This is a genomic window from Rhizobium sp. L9 (assembly GCF_002531885.1).
In the GTDB taxonomy this organism is placed as follows: Bacteria; Pseudomonadota; Alphaproteobacteria; order Rhizobiales; family Rhizobiaceae; genus Rhizobium.
Genome location: NZ_NWSZ01000059.1, coordinates 1 through 8,150, shown reverse-complemented (window position 1 = coordinate 8,150; position 8,150 = coordinate 1). Strand labels below are relative to the sequence as shown.

Genomic DNA, 8,150 nt, shown 5'->3' with positions numbered 1-8,150 from the left:
CACGGATACAGAAGCTCGCGAACCTCGGTCCCGTGGGTGTTCTGTCGTCGTGTTGTACAATGAGGAAAGACCTCATGCCGCCGAACTTCCCGCGCAGTTTCTTGGCCGAAACGACGATACAGCCGCTCCCCCTAGCAGCGCCTGCACCGGCCGTCAGGCCGGTTAAGCGAAGCGGGTTACCTCGATGAAGCTTGTTTACGGAGGAAACATTTGATTGATGAAAGGATAAACGCGCGCGAGACCGGCTTCTTACTTTTGCTTTCCCACAATAAAACTCGCTAAAATTTCCTGGCTTTTCGATCGACTCTCTTTTGAGAGGAACCCACAGGTGCCCCAGAAGACGCTGGCGATTTATCAATAGATGAAGAACTTGCCGTTGCCATCCCTTCCTCAGGAAGCGTAGCTACTTGAGCGGCACTGTCAATCGCTCTACGGCAGTCATCAAGGAAGTCAGCTATATATTCATTGACATAGACAACCAACGGCTCCTTTGGAACAACAATCAGACGCCGTTTGTCCGTTTTATCCCGAGTGATGTCGATGAACCCACGCAAATGCGCTGCCTCGACATACTTTTGGCAAACAGTCTGGTTTTTGAAAGGCAGATAGCGACACGCCTGCATCTTCGTCATGGGTTTGTTATTGGCGTCCATATGATATACTTTAAGCATCAATCCAAGAATATTCCTCAGGAATAGTTTTTCTTCGGAATTTTCGCTAAAGAGATCTGACAAAAACGAGTCAATTTTCTCAAGCTTATGCTTTACGCCGACGTCGATCTGTTCTGGCGTATATATTTTTCTTCGTGTTGTCTTCGCCACGGCCACGCCTCTGCGCAATGGGTCGTTCTGTTTTCACCCAAAGCCTGTTACCGGATCCCATCGCGGCGACATTTATCATATGTATGTCTTCATAACTACGACGAATATAAGAATTTGCGGGCGGTCGTGAGACTAACCTTCATCGTGCACGAGCCCCCGCTCTTGTTTTCACATCCATTTAAAAAAACAGTTACACAAGTGTAACTACGAGTGCTATCAAAAATTCGGGAGCTTCGCTTCCGATGGAAGGTCGGTCTCTTGATTGGCCCCCGACCAGCTCGCCCGCCGCCCGAGCTGGCATGCAAGAGCCCGACCTTCCGTTTTGCACGTGGCTTTTCGAACCAGGGATCCGAAATGAATAAAGAGATTTGGAAAGATTACAGCCAACCTTTCGGGACGATTGGTCCATTGATGACAGTGGGCGAAATTCTGGAAAAGAATATTGATGCGGGATACAACGCCTATGATGAGTATGCAAACGCAGCTCTTCAGAAATTTGCTCGGTATGCCTCAGAATTCCTCTCCAATCCACATCCTCATTTAGGTCGGGACGGGAGCGTTTGCCCTTTCGTTCCCGAGGCTCTGACGAAGGGGCTTTTACGGGTTGCCGCGTCGCAAGCTGTTGCAGTTGACGAAATCGAAAACGATTTGGCGCGTATGCTCGCCGTCTTCAGCCAGATGAAACCCGTAAAGTCCTTCAACGATCGAACGGGCGACTGGATCTATAAGGCCATTATCATTGCCCTTCCTGGAATACAGGATGAAGGAGAGATCATCAGGATTGGTCAACTGCAAAAACGGCTGAAGCCCGACTTCATTCAGGAAGGTTTCATGATCGGTGAATTTTATCCAGGTTGCCCGGAGCCCGGTTTGCACAACAGGATGTTTCGACCGCTCGACACAACGGTTCCAGCCTTGGCTATTCGGCATATCACCAAATATGATGCTCCTTTCATGCTCGATAGCGATAAGTGCCTGGAGGCTTACTTCAGTATTTTTGGGAACGAGGGTCGCCGCCGCATTAGGCAGCTTTTGGAGCGAACCGCCTGAAACTTACTCGCAAGAGGGCTGTACTCGCAGTCGCTGAAACAGCTATCCTCGATCGTCCTACCAGGTGAACCGGAAGGAAACGACTATGTTGGACGTTCATCCGAACGTACTTGCTGAACTGCACCAGATCGGAGCGTCGACGGTACGATTGTGGCGCTATAGTGAGTTCGCCACCCCTATTACATCTCCTTCCGATTTAGCCTCTGCTATCGGCGTTCCCGTGGGGCGCGTTGCAAAGACGATGATTATTGCCGAGCAGAAAGCGAACGATGTGATGCGCCGGTCTCATCCTGCGCGCCACCTTTGTGCCGTTTTGCTGCCATCACCTTCAAAGATTGACATGAAAGCGGTTGCTGGCACGTATGGATGGAAACGAGCCGAGCTTGCTCAGAAAGAACAGGTACTCGATCTCTTCGGCTACCCGTCAGGAAGCGTATCACCATTCGGTCTCCAGAAGATCGCTGTACTGATCGACACCGCCCTTTTTTCTTATCCTACCGTAGTCACAGGTGCGGGCAAGGTTGGAGTCGAGCTTGAGATCGACACAAGCATGCTTTGGAAGATCGGGCAGCCGTTACAGACGCGTGGACGGGCCAGTCAAACCTAACGCCTCGTCACCTTTCATAGAGATGCCGTGAGGTAGGTTATTTCTTCGGGAAAGGAAATGCGGTTCCACGTAACGGCGCCTCGATTAGAGAATGAGGGTTCAATACGTATGTTGCGTAATCGGACTCATAGTGCGCACTATAACGAAAATCGTCACACCCGTCCCAACGTCTGCACGACATCTTCACCTCGATAGCTGTGAGGCGGATCAAGCGCGGGAACATAGCGTGAGAAGGTGGCGACCACCGTCAGGACCCGCAGTTTCTTTCCGGTTGCGAGCTGGTCGTGCACGAAGTCCATCGCCCACACGTCATTTGGTCCGACAGCCATTTGCCGATCCTCGCGAAGTTTCGCCTTAACACGGCGCTTCCGAGTCTTATTCCGCAGCTGCAGTCCCAAGTCCCTGTAAATGCGATAGGTTCGCTTGATGTTGGTGCCCCAACCCTCGCGTTCCAAAAGCACATGCACGCGACGATAGCCGTAGCGCACCCGCGCTTACAGGTCTAGACCGGCCTCGGCGCGGCGAGAGATGTAGTGATCGGTCGACCGATCGAAGTTCAACGCGCCACAGGCACGCCGGATCGAGATCGCCCAATCGCGGCACATGACACCACCTCCCGCTACCCCTCAGGCCTTAGGCGGTGTGGACTCTTGGGATTCCCAAGGCTGAGCAAATCAGATTCAAGACTGTCTTTTGGAGGCAGTCATGGGTGTTTTGGATCGTCTGATCCTTCGGGACGAGCAGTGGGAGCGGATATCGCACCACATCATTGGTGACGAGCGCACACGCGGTTCGTCCGGCCGCGACAACCGCATGTTTATGGAAGCGGTGCTTTGGATTGTGCGAACGGGCTCGCCCTGGCGCGATCTGCCAGAAGTGTTCGGCGAGTGGAACAGTGTCTTCCGTCGTTTCAGCCGCTGGAGCCGGAAGGGCATCTGGTGGCGCATATTCGAGGCGATGGCGGACGATCCAGACTTCGAGTACTTGATTGTTGATTCCACCATCATCCGCGCCCATCAGCACGCTGCCGGCGCAAAAAAGGGGCTGAAGATCAAGCCCTTGGCCGCTCCCGCGGCGGATTGAGCACCAAGATCCACATGGCCGTGCGGGGTCTCGGTTGCCCGGTCCGCTTCACATTGACCGCAGGCCAGAAGGGCGATGCGCCGCAAGCCGACGCCCTGATCGAGGGCCTACCCGCCGACATCATCATGGCCGATACCGCCTATGACAGCAATCACCTGCGCAATGCCATCGCCGATAAGGGCGCCGTGGCAGTGATCCCCAACAATCCTTCGCGTGCGCGAAAATACCCGCTCGACAAACATCTCTATGCTCAGCGACACCTGATCGAATGCTGCTTTTCTAAACTCAAGCAGTTCAGAAGGGTCGCGACGCGCTTCGAGAAAACCGCCGAAAACTACCTCGCCGTCGTCACTATCGCGGCGACAATGCTATGGATCAGATAACTGTCCACACGACCTAGAGCTTTCGGCGGATGGCGTCCTGCAGCATCTCACGGTCCAACGTCAGATCCGCGACGATCTTCTTCAATCGCGAATTCCCGTCCTCAAGCTGCTTGCGCCTCTTCATCTCTGGCGGCAACATGCCGGCGTACTTTTTCTTCCAGTTGAAGTAAGTCGTCTGACTGATCCCCGCCTTGCGACAAATCTCCGCGATCGAGACGCCCTCATCACCCTGCTTCAAAATGAACGCCTTCTGAGCGTCCGAAAACTGCGATGCCTTCATCGTGTTCCGTTCCTTTTCCCAGCCAGGAAAATGCACCGGAAAACTCTAACCAAAATTGGTCCAGTTTGAAGGGTTGAGAGCAATTTCCCTATCGTAAAACCTGTGATCCTATGAAGTTAAGATGGGGAATGTTAAGGACATACAACAGCGTGCACGAAAGACGCGGAAGCCAACTGCGTCACATCTATTTCTGGTATCGGCGCTGTTGCGCTGCGGCCAAAACCGCACTGGCTCCTGATCCTTCCACCTTCGGAAGGGGCCGTGATCTCGCCTGGGTCGACCGTATGCTAGTTCGATCAGCAACCCTTTGACGGTGAAGATTCCTGGTTATTCACCTGGTGGATCAATGCCATACAAACAATCAATTTTACGAAGCCATGGGATGTTATTAAACACCTCGATTATGAATTGGGGACCCCATGATGTTGCTCCACCGAGAGCAGCCGAGGGCAAGGTCACAGACCTGGCCGGTAAATGGAGACGAACATGGCCAACGTGGAACTGCAGAAGGCGCTCTCGTCTGCCAATCAAGCGCCGAGACATAGCTCTGGGTCCTTTCTTCGCCTACTGCAGGAGCCTCGTCGCATTAAACCGAATACCAGCTTTAACACATTTGGGTCGCCACAAAAGCTGAACAACCACTATCCGATCTTGCCAATCCTTGGCTTCTCAAAAGTGAACGGAGCTGTGGGTATGCGAGATGGGGTGTTACCCACCGCGAAGTCATACATGAATACGAATGATTCAATGTCATTTCAACGTGAGCATTATGATTAGCTCATCGGCGTCAGCATCGTTTTTTAGAACCAGCAGCTTTTCGATGATTCCTGGCGAAAGACATCGGGGCCACCCTCCGGTCTTGGTCACCGAAAATTCGCCGCCAAACTTGGAGACATTTAAATGACAAACTCTCTTCCCGCAAAGCTGATGGTTGGTATCTTCGACCATTTGGACGAAGACGGAAGGGAGATTGGGCGCCAGTATGAAGATCGGATGAAGTTGGCAGAGGTCTGCGATCGCCTTGGCTTTTATGGATATCACGTCGCAGAGCACCACTGTACTCCCCACGGCAGAGGACCTTCGCCGAATCTATTTCTAGCAAGCGTAGCTCAGCGCACGCAGCATCTTCGTCTCGGTCCTTTGGTTATGCTGTTGAACCTTTATCATCCGTTACGTGCGTTTGAAGAAATTTGCATGCTGGATCATCTGAGCGGTGGCAGGCTCGAGTTGGGCATGGGGCGCGGCTCCTTACCAATCGAATGGAGCTTTTTCGGTATTGATGAGGAGGTGGCGACATCGCGCTATCTCGAAGCCAGCGAGATCGTCATCCAAGCGATGAAGGAAGGAGCTCAGGCTCTTTCCTACAAAGGCGACCACTTTGAACTAGACAAAGTCCCGTTGATGTTGCGGCCACACCAACGTCCTCAGCCTCCGAGATGGATTACAACCAGTCGTCCTGAGGTTGCGCGCTGGGCGGCTGAGAACGATACAAATCTTGCCTGCGGGGGCCCTGCTTCTGCTGTTCGCCAGATCACTGATGCCTACCGAGCACACGAGAGACGTACCGCCGGGGGCAGGAAACGGGCGCCGTTCCTTGGGTTGGTCCGAATGGTGGTGGCCGGCAGCACGACGAAGCATGCCATTTCGCTCGCGGCCCCGGCTTATCAACGGTGGCTTCGGAGCTTTAGGTTTCTGTACGAGATTAACGGGATACAGACTCCTCAGAACCTCCCGCCGGATTTTGATGCAGCAGTAGACTGTCAGTTGTGCGTAGTTGGTACTGCTGCTTCAGTTAGGCAAGATCTTCTCGATCATGTCGAGGAAGCAGGTGCTAATTATCTTCTTTGCCAGCTGGCGTTTGGTGATTTGCCATTGGAGGCTTCCTATTACACTGCAACGAGCGTTCACTCTGGAGTTATGGCTTAATCTGGACTGGCCTCAGGTTGCTTTCCGATCACAGAGATTAAGTCTCTGTGGCCGCGCCCTCAAATCGATTGAGGAGCGTCAAGGCGAATTCAGCCATCGCCGTAGGAACAGCCATTGTGGAATGGGCTGCACTATTGGATAGTTAAAAGATATGCGATTTAAGGGCCTCGATCTAAATCTCCTTGTCGCGCTCGATGCACTAATGATTGAGCGCAACCTTACTGCGGCGGCACGTAGCATTAATCTGAGCCAGCCCGCAATGAGTGCAGCTGTCCGCCGGCTCCGCTCCTATTTCCGCGATGAACTATTTACGATGCGTGGTCGTGAGTTCGTTCCAACTCCGCGTGCGGAAGACCTCGCGCCTGCGATTCGTGAGGCTTTACAGCATATTCGGCTCAATATCATACCCTGGGATAAATTTACTCCTGATCAATCAGATCGTCATTTCCGAGTAAGCTTATGCGATTTCGTTACAGTTGTTCTTTTTCAGAAGATACTGGAGCGTCTTGCGCGGGAAGCACCCGGCATTAGTTTTGACTTGCTGCCTCTTACTGACAATCCAGACGAGCTTTTGCGACGCGGCGACGTAGACTTCCTTATTAGCCCACCGCTATTCATGTCGAGCGCGCACCCTAAGATAGATCTATTTCAGGAACGACTGACTTGCGTCGGCTGCAGTAATAACAAACAACTTGAGGAAGCCCTTACTGCCGAGGAGTATTCTTCAATGGGGCACGCGGTAGTTAGGTTCGGTCGGACGCAGCAGCCTACCATAGAAGATTGCTTCTTGCAGGAGCATGGCCTCAAGAGGCGGGTCGAAGTCGTTGTTTCAAGCTTTAGCATGATCCCCGCCGCCCTAATGGGCACCGATCGCATCGCAACCGTTCCGTTACGACTAGTTGGGCTTTTTGAGGACACGATACCATTGCGGATGACTGCGCCCCCGATAGCGCTGCCGACATTCACCGAGGCAGTCCAATGGCCGGTACTTCACGACAAAGATCCGGCAAATATCTGGATGCGAGATATAATGGTTCAGGAGGCAGCGCGATTGCCGTGACCATCCTGAAACCTAGGAAGCTGGGCTGCATTGGGAGCGACGACCCGCGACGCGGCCGATTAGCTGAAGACGGCACCACCTGTGAGTGACCCGCAGGCCATTTTATCGTAAGCGATGTGCCGCTCACACCTCGACAAAGAAGCAGTTTTTTGATGGCTTGGAGCGGGGTCGCAACAGCCATGTCATTGTCTTCCAACATTTGCGGTGTTACTCAACCTCGAGTGTTACTTCGGAAGTGGTTATTGGATGAAGGACGAGGTCAACGAAGATATTTTCGATCACGTAGCCAAGAAGATTAAGGCAGATCAAAATATTGCAAGCCGACAGTTAGGCATCATTTGCGCCACCATCGCAGCCTATGGTGCCGTGATATTCTTTGCGTTTCTCATTTTTCGAGCCCACCCGTCAATATCCTGCGAGTTTGTCAATAACCAGGTTATGCTGCGGTTTTGGCCCCCAAATACCGCGATACTATCTGCTTTAAAAACAAGTCGTTATTCGCAGTCTGATCAATGCCTGTTGATCGCAATGCGATCCCTTGCCAGCGTGGTCATGCTTCCTGCCGTCGTCGTGTTTCTTGTAAAGCAACTGTTTGCATCCGACAGCTACCACGTCCAGGGAATGATGACAGCGTTCATCATTATATTAGCTGCCAGCTTGGCGTCGGCGTATATCGGTCCAACTGAGCATTATTCGCGTTATCGAATGAGCTTCGAGTCGCCGATAGAGGTGAACATCTGGAAGAGTATGATCCACATCTTTGGATTTTACCTAGCCGCATTCGTACTTGCATTTAGGCTTCCCGCTTACATCAGATCAACCCGTAGATAGCGTTAATCGTAGCCGACGGAACGATAAGGTTCCTATGTCTCTTCGCGTCTGATTGCTGCAGTCATTTTGCGATTGACCATACTAAACCGGATGATTCCACGGCAGGAGT

General features: G+C 52.5%; 7 protein-coding genes and 2 pseudogenes. 6 read left to right on the top strand and 3 right to left on the bottom strand.

Annotated elements, in window-relative coordinates; all coding sequences use genetic code 11:
• Positions 1-278: 278 nt before the first annotated feature.
• Positions 279-821: a hypothetical protein gene (locus CO660_RS33555; RefSeq protein WP_011053486.1), complete on the bottom strand. Its 543-nt coding sequence runs from the start codon at positions 819-821 to the stop codon at positions 279-281.
• A 354-nt stretch (positions 822-1,175) separates the two neighbouring features.
• On the opposite strand from CO660_RS33555, the gene CO660_RS31860 reads away from it, so the two are divergent.
• Positions 1,176-1,871, top strand: a complete 696-nt coding sequence (locus CO660_RS31860; protein ID WP_004677746.1) for a DUF6875 domain-containing protein — start codon at positions 1,176-1,178, stop codon at positions 1,869-1,871.
• A gap of 85 nt (positions 1,872-1,956) precedes the next feature.
• Positions 1,957-2,478, top strand: a complete 522-nt coding sequence (locus CO660_RS31855) for a YbaK/EbsC family protein (protein ID WP_004677747.1) — start codon at positions 1,957-1,959, stop codon at positions 2,476-2,478.
• 155 nt (positions 2,479-2,633) lie between these two features.
• Here CO660_RS31855 and CO660_RS31850 read toward each other — a convergent pair.
• Positions 2,634-3,083, bottom strand: a pseudogene (locus CO660_RS31850) (IS3 family transposase); the annotation flags it as partial.
• Between the two features lie 100 nt (positions 3,084-3,183).
• On the opposite strand from CO660_RS31850, the gene CO660_RS31845 reads away from it, so the two are divergent.
• A protein-coding gene (locus CO660_RS31845; RefSeq protein ID WP_092755085.1) for an IS5-like element ISRel13 family transposase occupies positions 3,184-3,944 on the top strand; the annotation gives its coding sequence in 2 pieces (ribosomal slippage) (positions 3,184-3,511 and positions 3,511-3,944; 762 coding nt in all).
• 19 nt (positions 3,945-3,963) lie between these two features.
• Here the strand turns inward: CO660_RS31845 and CO660_RS31840 are convergent.
• Positions 3,964-4,224: pseudogene (locus CO660_RS31840) on the bottom strand (transposase); the annotation flags it as partial.
• Positions 4,225-5,124: 900 nt separating this feature from the next.
• Here CO660_RS31840 and CO660_RS31835 point away from each other — a divergent pair.
• From CO660_RS31835 to CO660_RS31825, 3 genes are all read left to right on the top strand, one after another.
• Complete coding sequence (locus CO660_RS31835; protein WP_011053483.1) at positions 5,125-6,150, top strand: LLM class flavin-dependent oxidoreductase; 1,026 nt, start codon at positions 5,125-5,127, stop codon at positions 6,148-6,150.
• Positions 6,151-6,301: 151 nt separating this feature from the next.
• Positions 6,302-7,210 carry a transcriptional regulator NodD3 gene (gene nodD3 / locus CO660_RS31830; RefSeq protein WP_004677763.1) on the top strand — a complete coding sequence of 303 codons (909 nt, stop codon included), beginning with the start codon at positions 6,302-6,304 and terminating at the stop codon, positions 7,208-7,210.
• 246 nt (positions 7,211-7,456) lie between these two features.
• The gene (locus tag CO660_RS31825) at positions 7,457-8,041 is read left to right on the top strand and encodes a hypothetical protein (protein ID WP_042120096.1); all 585 of its coding nucleotides are present in this window, start codon (positions 7,457-7,459) and stop codon (positions 8,039-8,041) included.
• Positions 8,042-8,150: the final 109 nt, after the last annotated feature.

Bases quoted from the DNA above. Each gene is read 5' to 3' on its own strand.
- CO660_RS31860 (WP_004677746.1), top strand. From the start codon at position 1,176: ATGAATAAAGAGATTTGGAAAGATTACAGCCAACCTTTCGGGACGATT.
- CO660_RS31855 (WP_004677747.1), top strand. From the start codon at position 1,957: ATGTTGGACGTTCATCCGAACGTACTTGCTGAACTGCACCAGATCGGA.
- CO660_RS31835 (WP_011053483.1), top strand. From the start codon at position 5,125: ATGACAAACTCTCTTCCCGCAAAGCTGATGGTTGGTATCTTCGACCAT.
- nodD3 (WP_004677763.1), top strand. From the start codon at position 6,302: ATGCGATTTAAGGGCCTCGATCTAAATCTCCTTGTCGCGCTCGATGCA.
- CO660_RS31825 (WP_042120096.1), top strand. From the start codon at position 7,457: ATGAAGGACGAGGTCAACGAAGATATTTTCGATCACGTAGCCAAGAAG.